Origin of the sequence: Pseudomonas sp. B28(2017) (assembly GCF_002113025.1) — a bacterium.
Classification (GTDB): Bacteria; Pseudomonadota; Gammaproteobacteria; order Pseudomonadales; family Pseudomonadaceae; genus Aquipseudomonas.
The window spans coordinates 55,965-77,556 of sequence record NZ_NEJH01000009.1; the positions used below are offsets into that span (position 1 = coordinate 55,965).

The 21,592-nt window shown below is 61.5% G+C and carries 23 protein-coding genes; 12 read left to right on the top strand and 11 right to left on the bottom strand.

Translation table 11 applies throughout. From position 1 onward, the window contains the following. The first annotated feature begins 2 nt into the window (after positions 1-2). Genes glcF through yghX form a run of 3 tightly spaced genes read left to right on the top strand, consistent with a single transcriptional unit; the run spans position 3 to position 2,583 of the window. Positions 3-1,220, top strand: a complete 1,218-nt coding sequence (gene glcF, locus CAF65_RS20735) for a glycolate oxidase subunit GlcF (RefSeq protein ID WP_085717965.1) — start codon at positions 3-5, stop codon at positions 1,218-1,220. 19 nt (positions 1,221-1,239) lie between these two features. Next, positions 1,240-1,641 (top strand): heme-binding protein, encoded by a 402-nt coding sequence (locus CAF65_RS20740; RefSeq protein WP_085717966.1) that lies wholly within the window; start codon positions 1,240-1,242, stop codon positions 1,639-1,641. 54 nt (positions 1,642-1,695) lie between these two features. Further along, positions 1,696-2,583 carry a YghX family hydrolase gene (gene yghX / locus CAF65_RS20745; protein WP_085717967.1) on the top strand — a complete coding sequence of 296 codons (888 nt, stop codon included), beginning with the start codon at positions 1,696-1,698 and terminating at the stop codon, positions 2,581-2,583. A 123-nt stretch (positions 2,584-2,706) separates the two neighbouring features. Here the strand turns inward: yghX and CAF65_RS20750 are convergent, their stop codons facing one another. Then, a complete protein-coding gene (locus CAF65_RS20750) occupies positions 2,707-3,360 on the bottom strand; it encodes a peroxiredoxin (protein WP_085717968.1) in 654 nt (217 codons plus the stop codon). Between the two features lie 110 nt (positions 3,361-3,470). Continuing rightward, complete coding sequence (locus tag CAF65_RS20755) at positions 3,471-4,415, bottom strand: aldo/keto reductase (protein ID WP_178076727.1); 945 nt, start codon at positions 4,413-4,415, stop codon at positions 3,471-3,473. Positions 4,416-4,543: 128 nt separating this feature from the next. Here CAF65_RS20755 and CAF65_RS20760 point away from each other — a divergent pair, with 128 nt between their 5' ends. The 4 genes from CAF65_RS20760 to CAF65_RS20775 all read left to right on the top strand — a co-directional run bounded on the left by CAF65_RS20760 (position 4,544) and on the right by CAF65_RS20775 (position 7,842). Beyond that, positions 4,544-5,332, top strand: a complete 789-nt coding sequence (locus CAF65_RS20760; protein WP_085717970.1) for an alpha/beta hydrolase — start codon at positions 4,544-4,546, stop codon at positions 5,330-5,332. 133 nt (positions 5,333-5,465) lie between these two features. Beyond that, on the top strand, positions 5,466-6,095 hold the full coding sequence (locus CAF65_RS20765) for a hypothetical protein (RefSeq protein WP_085717971.1): 630 nt from the start codon (positions 5,466-5,468) through the stop codon (positions 6,093-6,095). Between the two features lie 19 nt (positions 6,096-6,114). Further along, positions 6,115-6,780, top strand: a complete 666-nt coding sequence (locus CAF65_RS20770; RefSeq protein WP_085717972.1) for a metalloregulator ArsR/SmtB family transcription factor — start codon at positions 6,115-6,117, stop codon at positions 6,778-6,780. 201 nt (positions 6,781-6,981) lie between these two features. Next, positions 6,982-7,842 carry a CAP domain-containing protein gene (locus tag CAF65_RS20775; protein ID WP_085717973.1) on the top strand — a complete coding sequence of 287 codons (861 nt, stop codon included), beginning with the start codon at positions 6,982-6,984 and terminating at the stop codon, positions 7,840-7,842. Between the two features lie 435 nt (positions 7,843-8,277). Here CAF65_RS20775 and CAF65_RS20780 read toward each other — a convergent pair whose 3' ends face one another. Both CAF65_RS20780 and CAF65_RS20785 read right to left on the bottom strand, forming a co-directional pair. Then, positions 8,278-8,910 carry a PQQ-binding-like beta-propeller repeat protein gene (locus CAF65_RS20780; RefSeq protein WP_085717974.1) on the bottom strand — a complete coding sequence of 211 codons (633 nt, stop codon included), beginning with the start codon at positions 8,908-8,910 and terminating at the stop codon, positions 8,278-8,280. 35 nt (positions 8,911-8,945) lie between these two features. Further along, the gene (locus tag CAF65_RS20785; protein ID WP_085717975.1) at positions 8,946-10,166 is read right to left on the bottom strand and encodes a helix-turn-helix domain-containing protein; all 1,221 of its coding nucleotides are present in this window, start codon (positions 10,164-10,166) and stop codon (positions 8,946-8,948) included. An 84-nt stretch (positions 10,167-10,250) separates the two neighbouring features. Here CAF65_RS20785 and CAF65_RS20790 point away from each other — a divergent pair, with 84 nt between their 5' ends. Further along, positions 10,251-11,009 (top strand): DUF899 domain-containing protein, encoded by a 759-nt coding sequence (locus CAF65_RS20790; RefSeq protein WP_085717976.1) that lies wholly within the window; start codon positions 10,251-10,253, stop codon positions 11,007-11,009. Between the two features lie 245 nt (positions 11,010-11,254). Continuing rightward, positions 11,255-11,527 (top strand): DUF2790 domain-containing protein, encoded by a 273-nt coding sequence (locus CAF65_RS20795; protein WP_085717977.1) that lies wholly within the window; start codon positions 11,255-11,257, stop codon positions 11,525-11,527. Between the two features lie 62 nt (positions 11,528-11,589). Here CAF65_RS20795 and CAF65_RS20800 read toward each other — a convergent pair whose 3' ends face one another. From CAF65_RS20800 to CAF65_RS20820, 5 genes are all read right to left on the bottom strand, one after another. Beyond that, positions 11,590-12,522, bottom strand: coding sequence for a LysR family transcriptional regulator (locus tag CAF65_RS20800; protein WP_085717978.1), 933 nt, complete (start codon positions 12,520-12,522; stop codon positions 11,590-11,592). 64 nt (positions 12,523-12,586) lie between these two features. After that, the gene (locus tag CAF65_RS20805) at positions 12,587-13,537 is read right to left on the bottom strand and encodes an aldo/keto reductase (RefSeq protein ID WP_085717979.1); all 951 of its coding nucleotides are present in this window, start codon (positions 13,535-13,537) and stop codon (positions 12,587-12,589) included. Between the two features lie 23 nt (positions 13,538-13,560). After that, entirely contained in the window at positions 13,561-15,039 is a 1,479-nt protein-coding gene (locus CAF65_RS20810) for an efflux transporter outer membrane subunit (RefSeq protein WP_085717980.1), read from the bottom strand. A gap of 19 nt (positions 15,040-15,058) precedes the next feature. Beyond that, positions 15,059-16,555 carry a DHA2 family efflux MFS transporter permease subunit gene (locus tag CAF65_RS20815; RefSeq protein WP_085717981.1) on the bottom strand — a complete coding sequence of 499 codons (1,497 nt, stop codon included), beginning with the start codon at positions 16,553-16,555 and terminating at the stop codon, positions 15,059-15,061. Continuing rightward, complete coding sequence (locus CAF65_RS20820) at positions 16,555-17,691, bottom strand: HlyD family secretion protein (protein WP_085717982.1); 1,137 nt, start codon at positions 17,689-17,691, stop codon at positions 16,555-16,557. Before CAF65_RS20820 ends, CAF65_RS20815 begins: the two co-directional genes overlap by 1 nt. 260 nt (positions 17,692-17,951) lie before the next feature. Between CAF65_RS20820 and CAF65_RS20825 the strand changes: the two genes are divergently transcribed. Beyond that, the gene (locus CAF65_RS20825) at positions 17,952-18,578 is read left to right on the top strand and encodes a TetR/AcrR family transcriptional regulator (RefSeq protein ID WP_085717983.1); all 627 of its coding nucleotides are present in this window, start codon (positions 17,952-17,954) and stop codon (positions 18,576-18,578) included. Further along, positions 18,571-19,092 (top strand): G/U mismatch-specific DNA glycosylase, encoded by a 522-nt coding sequence (mug, locus tag CAF65_RS20830; protein WP_085717984.1) that lies wholly within the window; start codon positions 18,571-18,573, stop codon positions 19,090-19,092. The genes CAF65_RS20825 and mug overlap by 8 nt, the downstream gene beginning before the upstream one ends. Positions 19,093-19,245: 153 nt before the next feature. Here the strand turns inward: mug and CAF65_RS20835 are convergent, their stop codons facing one another. Then, positions 19,246-20,328 carry a sterol desaturase family protein gene (locus CAF65_RS20835; protein WP_085717985.1) on the bottom strand — a complete coding sequence of 361 codons (1,083 nt, stop codon included), beginning with the start codon at positions 20,326-20,328 and terminating at the stop codon, positions 19,246-19,248. Positions 20,329-20,405: 77 nt separating this feature from the next. Continuing rightward, on the bottom strand, positions 20,406-21,068 hold the full coding sequence (locus tag CAF65_RS20840) for a hypothetical protein (RefSeq protein ID WP_085717986.1): 663 nt from the start codon (positions 21,066-21,068) through the stop codon (positions 20,406-20,408). A gap of 151 nt (positions 21,069-21,219) precedes the next feature. Here CAF65_RS20840 and CAF65_RS20845 point away from each other — a divergent pair, with 151 nt between their 5' ends. Next, complete coding sequence (locus tag CAF65_RS20845; RefSeq protein WP_085717987.1) at positions 21,220-21,591, top strand: DUF3302 domain-containing protein; 372 nt, start codon at positions 21,220-21,222, stop codon at positions 21,589-21,591. Position 21,592 lies beyond the last annotated feature (1 nt).

A 21,592-nucleotide genomic window follows, 5' to 3' on the forward strand; every position in this document is an offset into this window, starting at 1 on the left:
CCATGCAGACGACCTTGAGTGAACCCGCCAGCCATCTGCCCCGCGCCGCAGAAGCCGAAAGCATCCTGCGCACCTGCGTGCATTGCGGGTTCTGCAATGCCACGTGCCCGACCTATCAATTGCTCGGCGATGAACTGGACGGACCGCGGGGCCGCATCTATCTGATCAAGCAAGTGCTGGAAGGCAACGACGTCACACAAAAGACCCAACAGCACCTGGACCGCTGCCTCTCGTGCCGCAACTGTGAAACCACCTGCCCGTCGGGCGTCGATTACCACAACCTGCTGGACATAGGGCGGGCGGTGGTCGATGCGGCGGTGCCGCGCCCGCTCGGTCAGCGCCTGTTGCGCGAGGGGTTGCGTCAGACCGTGCCACATCCCGATGTGTTCAAAAGCCTGGTCAGTAGCGGTCAGGTATTTCGCGCTCTGCTGCCCGGTCCCCTGCAAGGCAAGTTGCCGCGCAGAATCTACCCGGCCAAACCACGGCCCATGACCCTGCGTGAGCGTCAGGTGCTGATGCTCGAAGGATGCGTGCAGCCCAGCCTCTCGCCCAACACCAATGCCGCGGCGGCGCGGGTGCTCGACCGGCTGGGGATCAGCGTCATCGCGACCCGCGAAGCCGGTTGCTGTGGTGCCGTGGACTATCACCTGAACGCCCAGGCCGCCGGCCTCGATCGCGCCCGGCGCAACATCGATGCGTGGTGGCCGAGCATCGAAAAAGGCGCCGAAGCGATTGTGCAGACGGCCAGCGGTTGCGGCGCCTTCATCAAGGATTACGGCCACCTGCTCGCCAGCGACCCGGCCTATGCCGACAAGGCGAACAAGGTCAGTGCGCTGGCCCGGGACCTGGTGGAAGTGTTGCGCGACGAACCACTGGAGCAACTTGGCATCCACGCCTCGCAACGCCTGGCCTTCCATTGCCCCTGCACCTTGCAGCACGGGCAGAAACTCGGCGGCGCCGTGGAAGCACTGCTGACCGGGTTCGGTTTCAACCTGACGTCCGTTCCCGACGGGCACCTGTGCTGCGGTTCGGCGGGCACCTATTCGCTGACCCAGCCCGAACTGTCGCGACAACTGCGCGACAACAAGCTCAACGCCCTGGAAAGCGGCCAGCCCGAGGTCATAGTCACGGCCAACATCGGCTGCCAGTCGCACCTCGACGGCGCGGGCCGAACCCCGGTGCGGCACTGGATCGAACTGGTTGAAGCCGCCCTGCCTTAACCGAACCCCGGAGATGCCCATGAACCGCAAAGCCGTCCTGAGCCAGACCGAAGTCAGCCAGATCATCAAAGCCGCCCGCGCCGAAGCCCAGGCCAATCAATGGGCCGTGACCATCGTGGTGGTCGATGACGGCGGCCACCCGCTGGCCCTCGAACGCCTCGACGGCTGCGCGCCGGGCAGCGCCTATATCGCTACCGAAAAGGCACGCACCTCAGCCCTCGGGCGGCGCGAATCGAAAAGCTATGAGGACATGATCAACGGTGGGCGCTACGCTTTTCTGTCAGCACCCTTGCTGACTTCGCTGGAGGGTGGCGTGCCGATTGTTTTCGATGGTCAGGTGATTGGCGCTGTCGGGGTGTCCGGCGTCAAGCCTGAGCAGGATGCGCAAATAGCAAAGGCCGGTGCGCAGAGCCTGAAATGAGATTTTGCCATCCCCACAGGGACTGCTTTGAACCAGCCGAGAGGAACTCCGCCGATGACCCGCCTCACAGCCAAAGACTTTGCTCCCGAACTGCTGGAGCTCTACGACTACTACGCCCACGGCAAGATCGACCGTCGGGAGTTTCTCGATCGCGCGGCGTTATTTACCTTCGCAGGTTTGACCGCTGGAGCCTTGCTCGCCGCGCTAAGCCCTAACTATGCTCTGGCCGAGCAGGTCGCGTTCACCGATCCGGAAATTGTTGCCGAATACGTCACCTACCCGTCGCCCAAGGGCCACGGCCAGGTTCGTGGTTATCTGGTGCGTCCGGCCAAGGCCACCAGCAAAATGCCAGCAGTGGTGGTCGTGCATGAAAACCGCGGGCTCAACCCGTACATCGAAGATGTGGCCCGGCGGCTGGCCAAGGCCGGTTTCATCGCCCTCGCCCCGGACGGCCTGAGTTCGGTCGGCGGTTATCCGGGCAATGACGACAAGGGCCGCGAGCTTCAGGCCACGGTCGACCCGGAAAAGCTGATGAACGACTTTTTCGCCGCCGTCGAGTGGATGATGAAACACCCTGCCGCCAGCGCAAAGGTCGGCATCACCGGATTCTGCTACGGCGGTGGCGTGACCAACGCCGCTGCCGTGGCCTATCCGGAACTGGGTGCCGCCGTGTCGTTTTATGGTCGTCAGCCAGCGGTCGAGGACGTGCCCCGCATCAAGGCCCCGCTGATGCTGCACTACGGCGAGCTGGATACGCGGATCAACGAGGGCTGGCCTGCCTTTGAGAAAGCGTTGAAGGCCGGGGGCAAGACCTATGAGGCCTACATTTATCCGGGCTGCAATCATGGTTTCCACAACGACTCCACGCCGCGCTTCGACGAGGCGGCGGCGAAACTGGCGTGGGAGCGGACGTTGGGGTGGTTTCGCAAGTATCTGGTTTGAATTGAAGTTCTGAGCGAGCAGGCTCGCTCCCACAGTGTCCGAGTTGAAGCACATAACTGAAGAAAACTCAGAAACCTGTGGGAGCGAGCCTGCTCGCGAAAGCGATTTCAAGGCTCGCTGCAGTTACTTCGGTTGCGCCACGGTCCGCAGATACGGCTTCAAGGTCTTGAAGCCATCCGGGTATTTCTTCTTCGCATCTTCGTCAGACACCGAGGTCGGGATGATCACGTCTTCACCCGGCCGCCAGTTCACTGGCGTGGCGACGGTGTGCTTGGCATTCAGTTGCAGGGAATCGAGCAGGCGCAGCACTTCATCGAAGTTGCGCCCGGCGCTCATCGGGTAGATCAGCATGGCCTTGACCTTCTTGTCCGGGCCGACGATGAACACCGAACGCACCGTAGCGTTATCTACCGCCGTGCGCGCGCCGCCGCTGGCATTGGGGTGGATCATGTCGTAGAGCTTGGCCACCACCAGGTTTTCGTCGCCGATCAGCGGATAGTTGACCGCGCTGCCCTGGGTTTCGGCAATGTCACCGACCCAGCGGTGGTGATCACTGACCGGGTCGACACTGAGGCCGAGGACCTTGGTGTTGCGCTTGTCGAATTCCGGCTTGAGTTTGGCCAGGTATCCCAGTTCGGTGGTGCACACCGGGGTGAAATCCTTGGGGTGGGAAAACAGGATGGCCCACCCATCGCCGATCCATTGGTGAAAGTTGAGGGTACCTTCGGTGGTTTCGGCGGTGAAATCCGGTGCTTCATCGCCAATGCGGATAGCCATGTTCGATCTCCTTGCAGTGATGGACAGGGACGCCGTCAGGGCAACGAATGCGCTTTCAACGGCAGGGTCGCGAGACAGTATAGGAGAGGTTCCGGGACTCGCCGGCCCGCCTACCCCACCAGTGCAATCAGTTGCTGACGCTGGGCATCGGTCAGCATCGGGCCGAATCCGGCCCGGGCATTTTCCGCCATGTAGCGCGGGTTGCCAGTGCCCGGAATCACGCACGTCACCGCCGAATGCGACAGCAGGAACTTCAGCGCCAGTTGCGGCCAGCTCTTGACCCCGACTTGCGCCGCCCAGCCTGGCAGCGGCTTATCCTTCAGCCTGGCGAGCAACCCACCACCGCCGAACGGCCGATTGCAGATCACCGCCACGCCAAGCTCACGGCACAAGGGCAGCAGGCGTTGCTCGGCGCCGCGATCATCCAGGGCGTAGTTGATCTGTAAGAAATCCAGAGGCTCGGCCTTGAGTACCGCCTCCACTTCTTCATAGGCCGACGCCGTGTAATGGGTGATGCCGATGTAGCGAATGCGCCCTTTTTCCTTCCAGTGGCGCAATGTCGGCAGGTGAATCTGCCAGTCCAGCAGGTTGTGGATCTGCATCAGGTCGATCCGGTCGGTCTGCAACAGGGCAAAGGATTGCTCCATCTGCGCGATGCCTTCTTCGCGCCCCCGGGTCCACACCTTGGTGGCCAGGAACGCCGGCGAGCGCGGTTCATGGATCGACAGCAGTTCGCCGACGGTCTGTTCGGCGCGACCGTACATCGGCGAGCTGTCGATCAGCTTGCCGCCCTTGTCGAACAACGCGTCCAGCACTGCGGGCAAGTCTTTGTAAGCCGGTTGCGAAGGCTCGACATCGAATCCGCGATAAGTGCCCAACCCTACGATCGGCAAGGACTCGTTGCTGGAAGGAATGGCACGGGTCTGCATGGTCTCGCCTCCTGTTCCCGTCGACGGAACGGGTTGAGCACCCGCCGGACCGAACGTGAAGACCACCGAAGCACCGGCAGCCAGCGTGAGTATTTCTCTACGGGTGTAACCCACAGGATGGCTCATAAAACGTTTCTCACCAGTCGCCCGGATCAGACCTGTTGCACCGACAACCCGGATAACCGCGCCAAGGGGCGATTGACTACACTCAGAAAGCCTTGCGGCGCCAGCCACTTTCGAACCCCGAGCAGTCAATGCCGCCCACTAACGTTAGCCGAATGTCGCGCACCCTGGTGTTACTCGTCGTCATCGTCGCTGCGTCATACCTGGCGCTGTGCGTAGCGCTGTTCGTGTTTCAGCGGGCGCTGATTTATTACCCGCAACCACGCGCCGTCGGGACAGCCGCTACCCTGCTCGAATTGCCGGTCGCCGACGCACAGGTGCTGGTTACCATCCGTCCTCACGAAGGTCCCGACGCGCTGATTTATTTTGGCGGCAATGCCGAAGATGTCTCGCGCAACTTGCCTGAGTTCACGCAAGCGTTCCCTGACCATGCACTGTATCTGCTGCATTACCGTGGTTACGGCGGGAGTTCCGGCTCGCCTTCGGAAGAGGCCATCGCCCGCGACGCCCTCACCTTGTTCGACCTGGTGCATACCACCCATCCGCATGTGGCGGTGGTCGGACGCAGCCTGGGTTCCGGGGTCGCCGTGCGCCTGGCCAGCCAGCGCCCGGTGGCACGGCTGGTGCTGATCACGCCCTACAACAGCCTCGAAGGGCTCGCCGCCCGTCAGTTCCGCTGGTTTCCGGTGCGTTGGTTGTTGAAGGACAAATACCAGTCCTGGCAGTACGCCGCCCGCATTACGGTGCCGACGGTATTGATAGCCGCCGAGCATGACGAGGTGATTCCGCGCTCGAGTACCGAGCGTTTGTATACACACTTCGCCAAAGGCGTGGCATCGCTGCAGGTGATACCGGGGACGGGGCATAACTCGATCAGCGAAAGTCCCGACTACCTCAAACGCCTGGGTGAAGGGCTGTAGAACCTGGGTGAAGCCTGGCTTTCCCATGACGAAATGCGACCGTTGATCCGAGACTTTGCGACGACCCAATAAAAACATATTTTTATGCCTATATTGATATTGTCGAACGTTCCCATTCTCAGAGGGTGCCGTCATGAATATCAAAACCCTGGCTTTGCTCCTGCTGGCTTTGTGCGCGCAACCGGTCTGGAGCCAGACGCCCACCGCCTATCCTACCGCTGCCGACAGCCCCGCGCTGACCACGCGCCTGGCCGAGCGTGACCTTTGGGTTGAACACATTTTCTGGATCAGAAACTACACGCTGGCCAATCAAACCGCCGACCATAAGCAAGCCAAAGTCGCGGCCGATCAAGTCGTCGACAACGCCACCAAAATCGCCAATAGCATCGCCCCGCTCTACGGCCAACCGGCGGCGGATCAATTGCTCAAGCTGCTTGCCGGCCATTGGGGCGCGGTGAAACACTACAGCGATGCCACGGTGGCCAAGGATGCCAAGGGCAAGCAGGCCGCCGTCACCGAGTTGACCAGCAATGCCAAGGCAATTGCGGCGTTCCTGGCCAGCGCCAACCCCAATCTGCCTGAAGCCACACTGGTCAACATGTTGTCAGCCCATGGCGGTCACCACGTTGCCCAGATCGATGAGTTTGCCGCGCACGATTACGCCGGCGAGGCCCGTACCTGGGCGATGATGCGTACGCACATCCTGGCCCTGGCCGACGCGTTGACCGGCGCGCTGGTCAAGCAATTCCCGGACAAGTTCTGATATCGCGCGAGGGCACCCCATGCTGGAAGGACTGGGCCGAACACAGCAAGACCTGCTCAATGCGCTGCTGCACCATGCGGGCGGCATGAGCATTGACGAGCTGGCTGAACATCTGGCCGTCACGCGCACGGCGATCCGCCAACACCTGGCGGCGCTGGAGCGTGACGGTCTGGTGCTGCGCGGCGACACCCGTCCGACGGGTCGTCGTCCGGAGCAGTTGTATCGGCTCACCGACCACGCGCGGGAGCAGTTCCCTCGCCACTATCAGCTACTGGCCAGCGTATTGATCGATGAAGTGGCGGGCATCATCGGTCCTGAAGCCCTGGCTTCACTGATGCGCAGCATGGGCCACAAGCTGGCTCTGGAGCGTGAACAACAGGTCGTGGATGAAGCCAGGATCGTGCAGCACATGAACCAGGCGGGCTACGAAGCCGAGGTGTTTTTTCGCTCGGCCGGCACCCCGGAAATCGTCGCGCATAACTGCGTCTTCCACCGCCTGGCCGCTGCCCACCCGGTGGTCTGCGAGCTGGACCTGGCCTTGATCGGCACGCTGGGAGGCGGTGAAGTCGAACACAGCGAATGCATGGTGCGTGGCGGGCACGTCTGTCGCTTCAGACTGCGACCGAGCGAAACCCCGGACGTCGCGACAGAGGCTGCTTCAGTCAATACCGATAAACCAGCCTAGCGCTTGCTAAAACCCATGGACTGATCCTTGTCCGGGCTGAAAATCCCCCACCCTACAGCCCCGCCGACACCCTTCGTCGGGCTCATGGCTTCGCCCGAAAATAGACAGGTCTGCAACGTGAACCTTGTTTCGAGGCGCCAGTCATAGCCCAGCGCTTTTCTCCCACTTTCTTCGTTGTCATCTCATCAGAGTTGTCCGTCCATGCGCCAAACTGTCGTTGCCTTGCGCTTTTCTTCGCTGTGCCTGTTTCCCCTGCTCCCCGTTTTTGCCAGCCCCGCCCATGCCGATGGGCAGCGGCAACTGGTCGACGCCATCAACGACTATCGCGCCCATCCGCAGCGCTGCGACCGGCGACCGACGCAACGTTTGTCCCCCCTGAAGCTCAAGTCGAACCTGGCCCTGCCCGTTGGTTATGGCGGTGGGTTGCGGGACCGGTTAAAGGCTTCCGGCTATCAGGCAACCATGGTGCGGTCGATCCGCGTGGTGGGTGCACGGGATGCCGATGAGGCATTCGATTTGTTCCAGGACGAACATTGCGCAGCACTGCTCGACAACCAATACGCCGATATCGGCGTCAGCCGCGCCGGGAGTGAGTGGCAAGTGGTGCTGGCGCGCCCGGTGCTCGACGGGCAAACCGGCGATCCACGCAGCGCCGCCCAGGCGTTACTGGCGCAGGTCAACGCAGCCCGGGCCAGGCCGCGCCTGTGTGGTCGCCAGCGCTTCGCCGCCGCGCGGCCGCTGTCCTGGAACGCCGCCCTCGGCGCCGCAGCCCAAGGCCATAGCAAGGCCATGGCCTACGGCAACTATTTCGCCCACCAGGACCCCGACGGCGACATGCCCTACGACCGTGCCAAGGCCGCCGGTTACCGAGGCCGGCAGATCGGTGAAAACATCGCCGCCGGGCAAGGTTCACCAAGCAAGGCCATGGCCGGCTGGCTCGCCAGCCCCGGGCACTGCGCCAACCTGATGAACCCGATGTTCACCCAGGTCGGTGCCGCTTACGCCACCAACGCGCGCAGCGACAACGGTGTTTACTGGACAATGCTGTTTGGCGCGCCTTGAGCCGCTGACCAACCCCACCTTGCGGGCATTAAAAAGCCCGCACTGGGCGGGCTTCGCGGGTGAGTGTAAGTAGGTGGCCGGTGCTGGTCTCCGGCTTACAAGGTTTATCAGGCCTCCCACAAAAGAGTCATGAAACTGTAATGGAACTCTTCTGCTTCACACGGCATAAGGGCTGGATCCCAGCGCGGGGATCTTTCTAACCGTGTACCCTTCGGAACGCGCCCCACGTCTCCTTGCTATCCTTTTGCGCATCAGTCTGCGTCTTCACCTACAGTTCTGAGGATAGCAAAACAGGCACGATTGCCAACCGGGCTTTTAGACCGATTTCGACCAGCAGAAAACAGCGCAGGACGGAAAAATACTATCGATACAGGGATGACTTTCAGCAAAGCTTGAGCTGACTGCAAACCTGACCACTGCCTGACAATCCGTGCCTCATGCAGGCCGACGCACCACCCTCACCTTCCCGCTATCGCCGCCACCACAGAACAACCGCTCGCCACCATCGGACTCAAGCCCCGACACGCCCACGCCTTCGGGCATCTTGAGGCTCTCCAGTACTTCACCGGTTTGCGAGTTGATGCGACGTAATTCACTCTCGTCACCCTCCCAGGTGCCATGCCACAAAGCACCGTCCACCCAGGTCACGCCGGTGACGAAACGGTTGGATTCGATTGTGCGCAGGATTTTGCCGCTCTCGGGATCGATCTGGTGAATCCTGCGTTCGCGGTACTGGCCCACCCACAACGTCCCTTCGGCCCAGGTCAACCCCGAATCGGTGCCTGCACCGGGGGCAGGAATCGTCGAGAGGATACGGCCGGTACGGGGGTCGATTTTGTGGATGCGGTCTTCGGCGATCTGAAACAGATGCTCGCCATCGAACGCAGTGCCGGCATGGGCCGCGACATCGATCGAACTCAGCACCTGGCCGCTTTCCGGGTCCAGGGCGTTGATTTTGGTGTTGCTCGCGAACCAGACCTTTTCGCCGTCCCAGGTGACGCCGCACACATGGTCGACATCGGCAAACGGGCCATATTCACGAATGATTTCAGCAGTTGCGTGTTTCATCTGGCATTCCTCGATGGGGGTTGGTGGCGTTCATCCTAGCCACCGGGCAGCGGCGCCGGGAGTAACAAGGTCGTCGCGAATCCCGGCACGGGCGGTGTCATCCAGCGCCGTGCGCGACCACGGCCAAACCACTGCACCTTGCCCTGTGCCGCCAGCGTATCGAGCGCCCGTTGCACCGTGCGCTGGCTGGTACCCAGCGCCAATGCCAGGGCGGAACTCGACCACGACTCGCCATCGGCGAGGCAGGCAACGACCGCGGCAAACTTTTCCTCGATCGGTTGCGCCAGTGTCACCACCTGCGTACAGACCGGTGACTGCAGGGCATAACCGCGCGCCGTCGCGATGACGCCGGCCAAAGGCTTGAGTGCTTGACGCAACCTGCCGATTTCCACGCGAAGCCGGGCGCGATGGGATTCATCCGAGAGCTTCAAGCGGAACGCCCGGGCGATCAGCGTTTCCCGCGCAACGTCGGCGGGCCACGTCTCGGCCAAGGCGCGGGCGAGCACGAACAGGATCGGCCGCGTCGCAAGCGACACAGACATGCCACAGCCGCGCACAACGTACCGACAGGCATCCACCACCAGAGACGTCGAAGCGAACAACGCTTCAACTTCATCGAGCAACAGTGGCCGTACTTCACCCTGGGCAACCAGGTGTGCCGCGGGTGCGTCGAGCAGATGCGCAGCCTGTTCAACCTCAGCCATCAGCGCGGCAATCCCCGTTCGACCGGCCGCCTGCCCGGCCCTCATCAATGCCTCCCGTGCCGAGTTCGATTGCAGGCGTCGAATGGCAATACCCGCCAAGACCAGTTCATGGGTTGCACGCAACGCTGGCGGCAATGGGCCGGGGTCGAGTTCGGCCAGTAACTGCTGCGCCTCATCAAGCTGGCCGAGCAACAGCAAACGGCGGATTTGCAGATAGCGTGCATGAGCGGCATTGACCCGGTCACCGTGGTGTTCAAGGGTGACCCGCGCCGTTTCGAGCGCCTTGACCGGCCACCCGAGCTCCCGTGAAGCCAGGGCGATTTCGGCCTCGGCCACCACGCATCGCGCGCGGGCCAGCACTTCCCTGGGGGCAAAGGCCCGTTGCGCACGCTTGACCAGCGCCCTGGCCCGCACCAGATCGCCCAGTTGCGCCATGGCGATACCGCGCAGGGCCAGCGCTGGCGCATCGTCGCGCAATGCCACGCGGTCCAGTGCGCCCAGCGGGTTCCCCGCCGCCAACGCCTGGGCGGCGGCCGTGATCATCGAGTCCATCGAAATCCCGCCACGCTTGTCACTCCCACCGATCGATACCCGGGTTTAGTCTAAATCACGACCTTTCACCAGGAGCGTACAACGATGAACACGCACAAAACCGCGACCCGGGACCAATGGCTGGCAGCACGCTTGCAATTGCTTGAAGCGGAAAAAGCCCTGACCCTACGCAGCGATGAAGTGGCCAGGCAACGCCAGGCATTGCCATGGGTACGCCTCGACAAGGCGTACCGCTTCGATACCGACAGCGGCAGCGCAACCCTGGCCGAGCTCTTCCAAGGGCGCTCGCAACTGCTGGTCTACCACTTCATGTTCGGCCCCGACTACACCGCCGGCTGCCCTTCCTGCTCAGCCATCGCCGATGGCTTCGACCCCCTCGTCATCCACCTGGCTAACCACGACGTGACCCTGATGGCGATATCCCGCGCGCCGTTGGCGAAACTGCAGGCCTACAAGCGCCGAATGGGCTGGACGTTCCCCTGGGTCTCGGCCGCCGACAGCGACTTCACCGCCGACTTCAATGTCTACTTCACCGAAGCGCAGCAGCGCGAAGGCTTGGTCGAATACAACTACCAGCGAGGCGGCCATGCCATGGACGCCAGTGAAATACCGGAGCCGGTGAAACAGTTCGCCGCAACCTGTGGCACCGACGCGCCGACCTACACCCGCGACCGGCCGGGGCTGAGTACGTTCGTGTTGGAAGACGGCGAGATTTATCACACCTACTCCACCTACGCCCGAGGCCTGGACGGATTGTGGGGCATGTACCAATGGCTCGACCGCGCACCCAAGGGGCGCAATGAAACGGGACCCTGGTGGCGCCGGCATGATGAGTACAGGTGAGTGCCAACGGTGTCACTGACTATAGAAGCGATCTGCTGCACATTTTGATTGGCTGATCGGCTCAACGAATTCACCGCGATTCATGAGCAATCCGGCAACAGTGTTTATCCCGCCGACCGATATTTGCGCCCCTGCCAAACGCCTAATATCGGCTCTACCCAAGTGAGCAAACCCAGTCAGAAGCAACCCGCTCACAAGGTAATAGACCCCTTGCAGGACAACGCTTCAACCACGAGGTGAACATCATGAAACTGGTAAAAATCGCACTCTTTGTCGCGCTTGGCACCACCGGCGCCCAGGCCTTTGCAGACGACAGCCACTCGACTGCCACCACCGGCCAATCACCCGTCGAAACCTACACATACGGCACCAGGCTTGATATCAAGCGCGTCATCGAAGTATCGGAAATCGCCAATGAATGCGGCCCCGTCCCGGCGCGCATGACTTATCAAGATTCACAGGGCCAACGCCGCACGATTGAGTACCAAGTAATGGGCAGCGGATGCTCGAACGGTTGAACACTGTACGGACGATGGAGGGTCGACACTCCATGCGTACAGCCTTTTCCAAAGCTCCAGGGTTATATGGCAGCACCCACGACTTTTTCATCAGACGCCAGCAACCCCGGAATGGAATGCTTCAGGAATTCCACCCAGGTTTTTATTTTTGCATCCACGAACTTGCGTGACGGGTAGATCGCAAACAGGCTCAACTCTTCAAGCCGATACCCTGGCAATACGCGCACCAGAGTCCCCGCCCGCAGCCCCTCAACGGCTGAAGCAATCGGTTGAATGCCAATCCCCATCCCGTTCTTGATCGCGAATGTCATGGCGTCAGCCGTGTTGACGTGAAAGGGGGACACAGGCGTGCTGAACGTTTCTGCCCCAAGCGGGCCTTCAAATACCCAGTTCTCGACCGGCATGACCGTGTTGACGATTCGCAGGCAATCATGGCCATCGAGTTCACTCGGCGAACCGGGAATCCCGCGTTCGCTCAGGTACGCCGGCGAAGCGCAGAGGATGCTGTAGGTGATACCCAGCCGTTGGGCGACAAACCCGGAATCAGGCAGGTCCCGCGCCAGCACAATCGACATGTCATAACCTTCCTCCAGCAGATCCGGCAGCCGATTGGTCACGGTCAGGTCAAACAGCACCGAAGGATAGGTTTCTCGGTAGCGGGCAATGGCGCCGATCACGTAATGGTTGCCAATGGCCGACATGGCATGGATTTTCAGCCGGCCTGCGGGCATGACCTGAGCCGTGCCCGCCTCTTCATCGGCCTCCCGTACTTCCTGCAGAATCCGTTCGCAGCGCTGCAAATAACGCACACCGGCTTCGGTCAATGCCAGACGCCGGGTGGTCCGATTGATCAGCCGCGTCTGCAGCCTGGCCTCCAGGCTGGAAACGGCTTTTGAAACGTTGGTCGTGGTGGTGTCCAACATCGCGGCCGCCGCGGTGAAGCTGCCGCTTTGGGCTACCGCCACGAAACACCGCAGGGTCTGGAAAACATCCATCGTTTTCACCTCAAGGGATTGGCAAACAGGGCGGTCCGGTGACGGGCCGCCCCGGCGTCAGGCACTACGGCTTGCGCGGAATGAACCCGGGGACACCGGTTTCAACCACCGAGTTGAAGCGTATACGGGTTGTGATGTCTTGTTGAATCTCGACCATGGCCCTGTGCGGCAAGGTCGAGATATCGATATTTTCCCGGATATGGCTTGGTGTTGCCGAGGTGGTCAGGAACGCCACTCCACGCTGTACCGACCAGGCCAATGCCACCTGGGCCGGTGTTTTCTGCAGGCGCCGGGCAATGCCGGTGATCACCGGGTCTTGCAGCACATTCGGCTGCATGCCATGCCCCAGTGGCGCAAACGCCAGCACGATAATCCCGTGTTCTTTGCAGAACTCAAGCAACTCCCACTCCGGCAGATAAGGGTGGGATTCGACCTGCACCACGGCAGGTTTTATCCGGGCGACGGCGACAAGTGCCTTCAGCGCCTCCAGTGTGATATCGGACAGGCCGATGGACCGCGCCCGCCCCTCATCCACCAGCCGCTCAAGCGCCCGCCACGTCTCGATCAATGTCACGCCGTTGTCGTAGATGACGTTGCCCTGCCCGTCCCTCGGGTCCTGGTTTTCGCCGGGTTGAAAGGCAAACGGCGTGTGGATCAGGTAACAATCGATGTAGTCCACTTGCAGGCGTTGGCAACTGGCTTCGAACGCGGGCTCGACGCGCTCGGGACGATGGTTGGTGTTCCACAGTTTGGTGGTGATGAACAGCTCTTCGCGCCGGACTTTACCGGCCTCCTGCATTTCCTTCAGCGCTACGCCAACCTGTGCTTCGTTACGATAGCGCTCGGCACAATCGAAATGGCGGAAACCGGCGGCCAGCGCTTCCTTTACTGCCTGGGTCGTGGTGGCGAGATCGCGGAACAAAGTACCGAATCCAACCGCCGGCATCTCGACCGCCCCGTGGTTGAGCGCAAACCGGGTATCGCGCAGCCCGTCGTGAAAGGCTTCATAGGTCATGTGTTTACTCCAGGCCGCAGCCATTATTGATACGAAGTTTTCTGCCCGTCGCCAGACGCAACGCGCTGCTCGAAGGCACCGACGCAATTGCCGCCCAGCGCAATGAACAACTGCACGGTGTCGAGGTACTGCGCGGTTTTCACGCGGATCTGTCCCAGCAGCGCCTGTTCATAGGCACGCTCCGCTTCCAGGACCTGGAGAATGCTGTTTTCGCCCTGGGCAAAGGCTTGCTGGTTCAACTGCAAACTGGTTTCAGCCGCTCGCAAGGCATCGGTCTGGGCCAGGTGTTCCTCGGCGTCATGGTTGATCGCCTGCAAGGTGTCGGCGACCTGCCCGAACGAGGTGATGACCGTCTGCTGGTAACCGGCGAGTGTCGCCTTGTAACCGTCGACAGCCGCCTGCCGTTGCGCCTTGAGCGTTCCGCCATCGAAGAGCGGCCCGGCCAGCCCGGCAGCGAAACCCCAGAGTGCCGCGCCGCCATTGCCGGAAGCCGCCTGCGCCAGGGACGCCGACAGCGTGACGTGGGGATAGAGGTTCGCCGTCGCCACCCCCACCGCTGCGCTGGCCATGTGCATCTGAGCTTCGGCTTGCAGCACATCCGGCCGGTCGTGAGCCATTTCCGAAGGCAGGCTCACCGGCATGTTCGACGGCAGGACAAACTCGCTCAAGTCAAAGTCGGGAGCGACCCAGTCCGCCGGCCCCTTGCCCGTCAGAATCGACAGTGCATGACGTGCGGCGTCACGCTGTTGAGCGAGGGGCGGCAACAACGTGCGGTCCTGCGCCAGTCGTGTTTCGGCCAGGGATACATCGATCTGCGTGGTGCTGCCATTGAGGCGGGCCATGCGCACCAGCTCAAGGTTCCTCGTGTCATTGGCCAGCAGCTTTTCCACGGCCTGGATCTGCGCGTTGGCGGAGGCCACCAGCAACGCCTGGCTGGCGACGTTGCCGGTCAGGGTCAGGTATGCCGCTTCGTACCGGTGTTTTTGCAGGTCGGCAAACGCCTGCTGTTGCTCGACCAATCGCTGGTTGCCGCCGAACACATCAAGGTCGAACCCTACCCGCGGTCCTATCGCGTAGAAATTGCTGACGGAGGGCTCCTTGGCGTTGTGCACCCGTTGACGGCCGGCTACGGCGCCGAAATCGACCTGCGGATAAAGCGCACCCTGCGCCGCTGCAACAGAGGAAGCGGCTTGCCGGATCGTGGCATCGGCCGCCACCAGGTCCAGGTTACCGTCGATAGCGCGACGAACCACCTGGTCGAGCTTCTGCGAGCGAAAGGCAGACCACCAATCGCCGCTGACCTTCCTGCCGAGGTCGATCCGTGGGTCTGCACCCTGGGCCAGACGTTGCTCGGCTTGCCGGTCATAGTGCTGCGATGTTCTCGCCGCCGGTGTTTCATAGTTCGGGCCAACGGTGCAGGCCGTCAGCAATACCGGCACCGACAACGCCGCGAGCTTCATTTGCATCCAATAGCGGTTGAGGACCAGCGCATGAGATTTCATTTGGCAAACTCCACGAAAACTAATTGGCCGCAACGGGCTTGCGAAGAAACAACACCAGCGGGCTCACCACCAGCATCACCAGCATCAGGACCTTGAACTGGTCGATCACGGCGATGAACGCGGCCTGGCCGGTGACCATTTCGTTGAGTCCGCCCAGCACCTGCAGGGGTGCCGAAGCCAGCGAATGTGCAGCGGCGCGGTACGGCGTCAGGTTGCTGGCCAGCGCCATGTGCATCGCCTGAGTGTTGTTGAAGAAGAACAACTGCACGATCGCCACCCCCAACGTGCTGCCGTAGACACGGGCCAGATTGAACAGACCGGTGCCTTCGGGGCGCAGCGTGGGGTCGAGCGTACTGAACGCGACCTTGCTCACCGCCGGCATCAGGATGCCCAGGCCCGCGCCCTGGATCGCACCGGCAACCGCCACGGGCCACTCGTCCATCAGCGGCGAATAACCGAGCATCAGCCAGTTGGCGTAAATCACCATGGCGACACCGGCCGCCACGAAAAGGCGCCGGTCGAAGCGCTCGGGCAGCCGCCCCATCAGCACAAAGGCGCCGACCAGTCCGATGCCACGGGGAATCGTCAGGGCGCCGGTGGTGTCAGGCGGGTAACCGAGAATTTCGTCCAGCATTGGCGAGGTCAGTGCCATGGTCGACAACAGCACGAAACCGAGGGCGAAAAAGATCACCGTCGACAACACGAAGTTGCGGTCCTTGAGCAGGCGCTTGTTGAGGAAATGCACGTTCGAGGTCAACACATGCACCACAAACAGGTAGATCCCCAGCGCCGACGCCACGGCTTCCAGCCAGATCTCGGGCGCGGCGAACCAGTCCAGTCGCTCACCCCGGTCGAGCAGCATTTGCAGGCTGATCATGCCGAGGGTAAAGGTGCCGAAACCGAAGAAGTCGAACGCCGGAGGTTTCGCGGCTTTCTTCTCGGCCAACAACAGCACCGCCACCAGGAAGATAAACGCCGACAGTGGCACGCTGAGGTAGAACATCGGCCGCCAGCCAAAATGCTCGGCGATCCAGCCACCGATGCTCGGGCCGCTGACGATGCCGAACAGCACAATGGCGGTCCAGTTCGCGGCAAATTTGGCCCGCTTGTCCTGCGCCAGGGTTTGCGTGGCAATCGCCATCGACAGCGGCGCCAGTACGCCACTGGCAATGCCTTGAATGATGCGCGCCCCCACGAACTCCAGCGGCGCCGTCGCGGCCGTGGCGAGCAACAAGCCAAGGACGAACAACGCCAGCGCTGCCTGATACACCAGCTTCAAGCCAAAGCGTGCGGCCAGCCACTGCGCGAGCGGCATGCTGATCGCACTGGCGGCCAGGTACGAGGTGAAAATCCACCCTGCCTGATCGTCACTCATCGACAGGCTGCCCTGGATCAACCTGAGTGCCGAATTCGGCAGTGGCAGGTTTGCCGACTGCATATAGGTCGCCAGCAGGGCGGCGAACCTGAGCGAACGCGCACCCTCCCCACCGGGGTTTACCATCGGTTGGGCGTTCATCAGAAATTACCTGCGGTCAGCAATGCCTTGAGCGGATGCCACCAGGGACTGCGAAACCGGGTGTCGATTTTCACCGTGGCGCTGGTTCCGGAGAACAGCGGCAGCGCCGGATCCACTTCGTCAAGCTCAAGCCGCACCGGCACCCGCTGCGTCACCTTGACCCAGTTACCGGTGGCATTCTCCGGTGGCAGCAGCGCGAAATCCGACCCGGCCCCCGGACTCATGCTGGTGACGTGGGCCTTGAACACGCGATCCGGGTAGGTATCGATACAAATGGTGGCTTCCTGGCCCGGACGCATGTGGGTCACGTCGGTTTCGCGGAAGTTGGCCTCAATCCAGATCTCGTGACCGGACAACAAGGCAAAGGCCGGCGCGCCGTTGTTCACGTAGTTACCCACCTGCAGGTCGTCGACCTTGGCCACGGTGCCATCCTGCGGTGCATACACCGTGGTGTACGAGAGGTACAACTGCGCCTCGTCGAGCTGTGCCCTGGCCTCGCGAACCGTAGGGTGGTTATCGGCATCGATGTCCGGATTGCCGTTCAAGGCCACCACGGTGCTGGCGATCTGTTGTTCGATGGACGCGATCCGTTGCCGCGCCACTTTCACGTCGGTGTCGGCACGTTCGTAAATCGACTTCGAAACGAACTCGGACGCGACCAGTGCTTTCTTGCGGGCAAAATCCTTTTGGTCGAAGTCGGCCGACTCTTTCGCCGATTGCAGTTCCGCCTGTTGCTGGTGATAGCTGGCCTTGAGCCCGTCGATACGCAGCCGTGCCACGCTCAGTTGTGCCTGTGCGCGGTCGACGGCGATCTGGAACGGTTTCGGGTCGATCCGGAACAGCACCTGGCCCTTATGGACCTGCTGATTGTCCTCGACGGCGATGTCTACCACTTGCCCGGAAATCCGCGCATTGATCGACGCCTTCGCCACCCGGGCGTAAGCGTTATCGGTCGAAACATAAGCCTGCCCCGACACGTAATGGGCATAGCCCAGCGCCGCGAAGAGAACGGGAACACCCACCATCAGCCAGGGACGCAACCGCTGTTTCAGCGGTTTTTGGGTGGGTGCGCCGGGCGGGGTTGGGCCAGGTTGCCCGAAGGCCTGTGAAGCCGGGATATCGAACGCTTTGGTCATGGTCGAGTACGCCTTTAGCCGGGTAATCGGGCCGGTGTCGGCAACAAGCGCCAGCGGCCCGGATGTCAATAAATGCTGGAAACAAGCAAGCCCGTGCGCGGTCAGGAGGATCGCTCCCACCACGTCGGTTTCGTCGCCGCAACACTCAGTTCGCGCTCGGCTACAACAACCCCTGGATCAAGGAATTTCTGATTCCTTAATTTTGTGCGATGGTGTAAGAATATCCCTCGACCCCTATCCTCACAAGGATTTTGTACGACATGGCACAAAATAAATCGACAGAGGGCAAAAGCCGTGGCCGCCCTCGGGCATACGACCCGCAGACAGCGTTGCAGCAAGCACTTGGTGTGTTCTGGAACACTGGCTATTCCGGCGCGTCGCTCGATAGCATCGCCACCGCCGCCGGCATGAATCGCCCCAGCCTCTATGCGGCATTCGGCGACAAGCACGCGCTCTATATCAAAGCGCTGGAGCAGTATTGGGAGTTTGCCGCGGCGTCCATGCACGAGGCGCTGACGGACCTGGACGTGCCGTTGGCCGAGGCCTTGCAGCGTTTCTACGAGGGGCAGTTATCGATTTACTTCTCGGGCGACGGTCAGCCCCGTGGTTGCTTCGCCATCGGCACGGCAACCACCGAAGCCGTCGAGGACCCGGAAATTCGCGAGGTGCTGTCCGACCGCTTGAGCCGGCTGGATGCCGATCTGGAAGTTCGCCTGCAAGCGGCGAAAAATGCTGGCGAGTTGAAAGTCGATGCCGACCCGGCGGCCCTTGCCGTGCTCGCCTCGTCTCTGCTGCACAGCATTTCGATACGTGCCCGGGCCGGTAAATCCCGAGCCGAGCTGACGGAACTGGCACGCCAGGCGATCAGAGTGATCTGCGGTGAGTGAAAAACTCGAAGATATCCTCGCCGGGCAGTTGGCCGTGATCTTCTGCGGCATCAACCCCGGAATGACTGCCGCCGCCCAGGGGCACCATTTTGCAGGGCGCGGCAACCGCTTCTGGCGCACGCTGCATCTCGCCGGGTTTACCCCCGAGCAAGTGCGACCGGAAAACGATCGGACGATCTTGAGCTACCAATGCGGATTGACCGCAGTGGTCGAACGGCCGACGGCCAGTGCGGATCAGTTGTCACTGCATGAGTTCAGCGCCATTGCCGCCGGCTTCGAACAGAAAATCGCACGCCATGCGCCGTGTTTCGTGGCGTTTCTGGGCAAGGCGGCCTATTGTGCGCTGTCCGGTCAGCGGGACATTGCCTGGGGCCTGCAACCGAAAACCTTCGGCAACGCTACGGTCTGGGTCCTGCCCAACCCCAGCGGGAGAAATCGTGGGTTCAGCCTTGAGCAACTGGTCACGGCGTACCGCGAACTGCGCCTGGCCGTCGACGAAATCCGGCGGGGGTAATCACCCCGGTGGGATCGTCGCGAGCACACCGATCAGGATGGTCAACACCAGAAAACCGCCGAGAAAAATCGTCATCTTGGCCATATGGCCTCCCACACTATGAATTGGCGGTACAGGGGCGTCGTGCGCTGCCCCCAACGGCGTACCGAAGACTTATTGTGGGCTGGCGGCTGCATCCGTTACAGAGGCAGATTGCCTTGAAAAATACGGATCAGATCGGCTTTCACGTTGTACCTTCGGGCGTTTTGCCGGGAAGCATTTACGGGCTACGTCCACAAATGGCGTGACGATCAAACCCTGCATCGTCAGGTAACGCTCGTGATCCTGCTCACCGGTGCCGAATTGAATGGGCTCGGGTCTGGACTGCGTGACATAGAGCGTGCCGAACATCCAGTCCCACAGAGACAGATTGATGCCGAAGTTCTTGTTGAAGTGGCGCGGCGCATCACTGTGATGAATCTGGTGTTGTGCCGGGCTGCTCAGCACCCGCTCAAGCACCGGCCCGAAGGAAAACCAGACATGGCTGTGTCGCAGGTTCGCCGCCAGGCTATTGAAGATGAATACCATGTAGGTCACGCCAAATAGCGTATAGCGGCTGATTTCCCCGCCGCAGGCGTACCAGAAGACACCGGCAAACGCGCTTAGACAGATGATGTCGGTGAGCTTTTCGACCACCTCTTCCAGAAAGTGCACCCGGCTGGCCGTCGCCGGCACCAGCACGGGCGCCGAATGATGGACTTTGTGGAAGGCCCACAGATAGCGCGAATGAAAAGCGCGATGGCCCCAGTAGTGGCTGAAATCCTTGACCAGGAAAACGCCCAGCCCATAGAGCAGGGTCAGCGCCAGGTTCTCCTCCACTTGCGTACGCGCGCCCCACAGGTTGGTGAAGAACGCGATGTAGTCAGCTGAACGCAAGACGTACGGATCGACCAGGCCGACGATGGGCAGCACCAGGACAACCTTGAGGATGGCCAGAACAAAGTAGTAGCGGTAGTCGAGCAGCGCCGAGCGATGCAGATACACCCGGCAGCCGCCTATGAACTGACCGAACGAGCTCGCGTCGGTCAAGCCCCGGGATTTGCGCAAGCGAAACAGGCCATAAGCGACGCCGTAAGACATGCAGAGAAAGGATAGACCGAGCCGACCGTTGAAGTCGAAAATGCCCAGGAACTGACCGGTGACCGGTTCGATCACCCACTTGAGTAAATGAAGATGGATAGTGGCAAGAACATCCATACCAGGCTGCCCGACGTAAATGGAAGGGCAAGTGTAAATGAGAACGAGTCTTTAGTGTGTTGAATTATCCCCTGTCGTTATCCACCCAGTGCAATGATTGCAAGGATCAGCACCGCCCCCGTGGTGGCCATGATCACCCCACCCTGCCATTGCGTGGCGCCCGCGTATCTGGCAAGCATCCAGCCTGCAATGAACAGCACCACGAGTCCGATCAGGTTGGACAGGCGGATGGCGAGTGCAGTCTGGTCGAGCAGTATGAACGGCACCACCAGCGGAAAGGTCGAGCACACCACCAACAGGAAAACCCCGAGCGCACCCTTGAAGTCGTTCCAGCCGAGGCCGGCGCGGGTCGGCAAGGGGGGTTGCTCAAGCAGCCGACGGCGCAACAATTCCAGGCCCTCGCTGCCGGCTGCCGTCGCGAATTGCATCGGCAACACTTGCGCAACGAGCGCCTGACCGGCTGCGGCGTCCGTGCCATTGCGCAGGTCGAGGTACAGCTTGATTCGGCGCGTGCGCTCGACCAGTGCGCGCAACAGGTACATGACCGCATCGGCCAGTCCCCAGGCGAGATTGCATCCGAGCGCGGCAAGCATCATCGTGCGTTCGGCCGCCTGGTCTGCCGTGGACACGCTGATGGTACCGGTGAACGTCATGGCCATCAGCAGGCCGAAGATCACCTCGGTAATGCGCTCGACAGGGTCAAGCACAGGCGCCCTTTCGAATTGCCCCTTGGTTTGCATGAATTCACCTCGCCAGGATGTGCCGGCACGATAGCGGTCAACGCTTCGGTCGGGCACCGGTTGCTCAAACTGGATATCCGCGTCCCCGTCAAGTGTAGTTTGAACGGCTACACTCATGCGGACACGTCACCTGCTGCAAAAGGAGTGATTCATGCTTGATTACTTCGCGCTGGGCATACTGATATTTGTCGGGCTCGTCTTGTTCTACGGGATCATCCTGCTCCACGACATCCCCTATGAAATTGCCGTCCACCGCAACCACCCTCACCAGGATGCGATCCACGCCACCGGCTGGGTCAGCCTGTTCACCTTGCATGCACTCTGGCCGTTCCTGTGGATCTGGGCGATGGCCTACCGAGAGGACCGGGGCTGGGGCTTCAGTGACGGACACTCAGCAAAAAGCCATGTGGTTCACCTCGAACAACAGGTCGCCGAACTGCAAGGGCGGATCGAGCGCCTCGAGGCGGCAACAGGCACTGCACAGAGCAGGCTGCCAACGGACAATCACGGCGAGGGCCTCTGAG

Bases quoted from the DNA above. Each gene is read 5' to 3' on its own strand.
- glcF (WP_085717965.1), top strand. From the start codon at position 3: ATGCAGACGACCTTGAGTGAACCCGCCAGCCATCTGCCCCGCGCCGCA.
- CAF65_RS20740 (WP_085717966.1), top strand. From the start codon at position 1,240: ATGAACCGCAAAGCCGTCCTGAGCCAGACCGAAGTCAGCCAGATCATC.
- yghX (WP_085717967.1), top strand. From the start codon at position 1,696: ATGACCCGCCTCACAGCCAAAGACTTTGCTCCCGAACTGCTGGAGCTC.
- CAF65_RS20750 (WP_085717968.1), bottom strand. From the start codon at position 3,360: ATGGCTATCCGCATTGGCGATGAAGCACCGGATTTCACCGCCGAAACC.
- CAF65_RS20755 (WP_178076727.1), bottom strand. From the start codon at position 4,415: ATGAGCCATCCTGTGGGTTACACCCGTAGAGAAATACTCACGCTGGCT.
- CAF65_RS20760 (WP_085717970.1), top strand. From the start codon at position 4,544: ATGCCGCCCACTAACGTTAGCCGAATGTCGCGCACCCTGGTGTTACTC.
- CAF65_RS20765 (WP_085717971.1), top strand. From the start codon at position 5,466: ATGAATATCAAAACCCTGGCTTTGCTCCTGCTGGCTTTGTGCGCGCAA.
- CAF65_RS20770 (WP_085717972.1), top strand. From the start codon at position 6,115: ATGCTGGAAGGACTGGGCCGAACACAGCAAGACCTGCTCAATGCGCTG.
- CAF65_RS20775 (WP_085717973.1), top strand. From the start codon at position 6,982: ATGCGCCAAACTGTCGTTGCCTTGCGCTTTTCTTCGCTGTGCCTGTTT.
- CAF65_RS20780 (WP_085717974.1), bottom strand. From the start codon at position 8,910: ATGAAACACGCAACTGCTGAAATCATTCGTGAATATGGCCCGTTTGCC.
- CAF65_RS20785 (WP_085717975.1), bottom strand. From the start codon at position 10,166: ATGGACTCGATGATCACGGCCGCCGCCCAGGCGTTGGCGGCGGGGAAC.
- CAF65_RS20790 (WP_085717976.1), top strand. From the start codon at position 10,251: ATGAACACGCACAAAACCGCGACCCGGGACCAATGGCTGGCAGCACGC.
- CAF65_RS20795 (WP_085717977.1), top strand. From the start codon at position 11,255: ATGAAACTGGTAAAAATCGCACTCTTTGTCGCGCTTGGCACCACCGGC.
- CAF65_RS20800 (WP_085717978.1), bottom strand. From the start codon at position 12,522: ATGGATGTTTTCCAGACCCTGCGGTGTTTCGTGGCGGTAGCCCAAAGC.
- CAF65_RS20805 (WP_085717979.1), bottom strand. From the start codon at position 13,537: ATGACCTATGAAGCCTTTCACGACGGGCTGCGCGATACCCGGTTTGCG.
- CAF65_RS20810 (WP_085717980.1), bottom strand. From the start codon at position 15,039: ATGAAATCTCATGCGCTGGTCCTCAACCGCTATTGGATGCAAATGAAG.
- CAF65_RS20815 (WP_085717981.1), bottom strand. From the start codon at position 16,555: ATGAACGCCCAACCGATGGTAAACCCCGGTGGGGAGGGTGCGCGTTCG.
- CAF65_RS20820 (WP_085717982.1), bottom strand. From the start codon at position 17,691: ATGACCAAAGCGTTCGATATCCCGGCTTCACAGGCCTTCGGGCAACCT.
- CAF65_RS20825 (WP_085717983.1), top strand. From the start codon at position 17,952: ATGGCACAAAATAAATCGACAGAGGGCAAAAGCCGTGGCCGCCCTCGG.
- CAF65_RS20835 (WP_085717985.1), bottom strand. From the start codon at position 20,328: ATGGATGTTCTTGCCACTATCCATCTTCATTTACTCAAGTGGGTGATC.
- CAF65_RS20840 (WP_085717986.1), bottom strand. From the start codon at position 21,068: ATGCAAACCAAGGGGCAATTCGAAAGGGCGCCTGTGCTTGACCCTGTC.
- CAF65_RS20845 (WP_085717987.1), top strand. From the start codon at position 21,220: ATGCTTGATTACTTCGCGCTGGGCATACTGATATTTGTCGGGCTCGTC.